This window comes from Roseivivax isoporae LMG 25204 (assembly GCF_000521865.1).
GTDB lineage: Bacteria > Pseudomonadota > Alphaproteobacteria > Rhodobacterales > Rhodobacteraceae > Roseivivax > Roseivivax isoporae.
In genome coordinates this window covers 1-352 of the sequence record NZ_JAME01000186.1, presented here as the reverse complement: position 1 = coordinate 352, position 352 = coordinate 1, and the positions used below count along the sequence as shown (strand labels likewise).

General features: G+C 74.4%; 1 protein-coding gene. It reads left to right on the top strand.

Going from position 1 to position 352, the window contains the following annotated elements; translation table 11 throughout:
• On the top strand, nt 1-352 hold a 352-nt coding region (locus RISW2_RS23270), incomplete at both ends, for an FAD-dependent oxidoreductase (RefSeq protein WP_043776090.1).

Below are 352 nucleotides of genomic sequence, written 5' to 3'. Positions count from 1 at the left end.
GCGAACTCGGCGCCGACAGCGGCTTCGAGCCGCTGGGCGGCCTGAGCCTGGGCGAACTGGAGCGCGTGGGCGGCACGCACGGCCGCGTGACCCTGGAAGCGCGCGCCGCGGTGCAGAACGCCTTCGGCGCCCGCACCGAGATCCTGGACGCGGCCGGCGTGCGCGAGAAGCTGCCCCACGTCTCCGACAAGGTCATCTACGCGCTCTACAGCCCCAACGATGGCATCGCCGACCATACGGTCGCCACGCGCGCCTTCGCCTCGGCGGCCGTGACGCATGGCGCCACGCTGATCGAAGGCGCCGACGTGCGCCAGGTGCGCGCCGCCGGCGCGCAGCCCGCATCGGTGCGGCT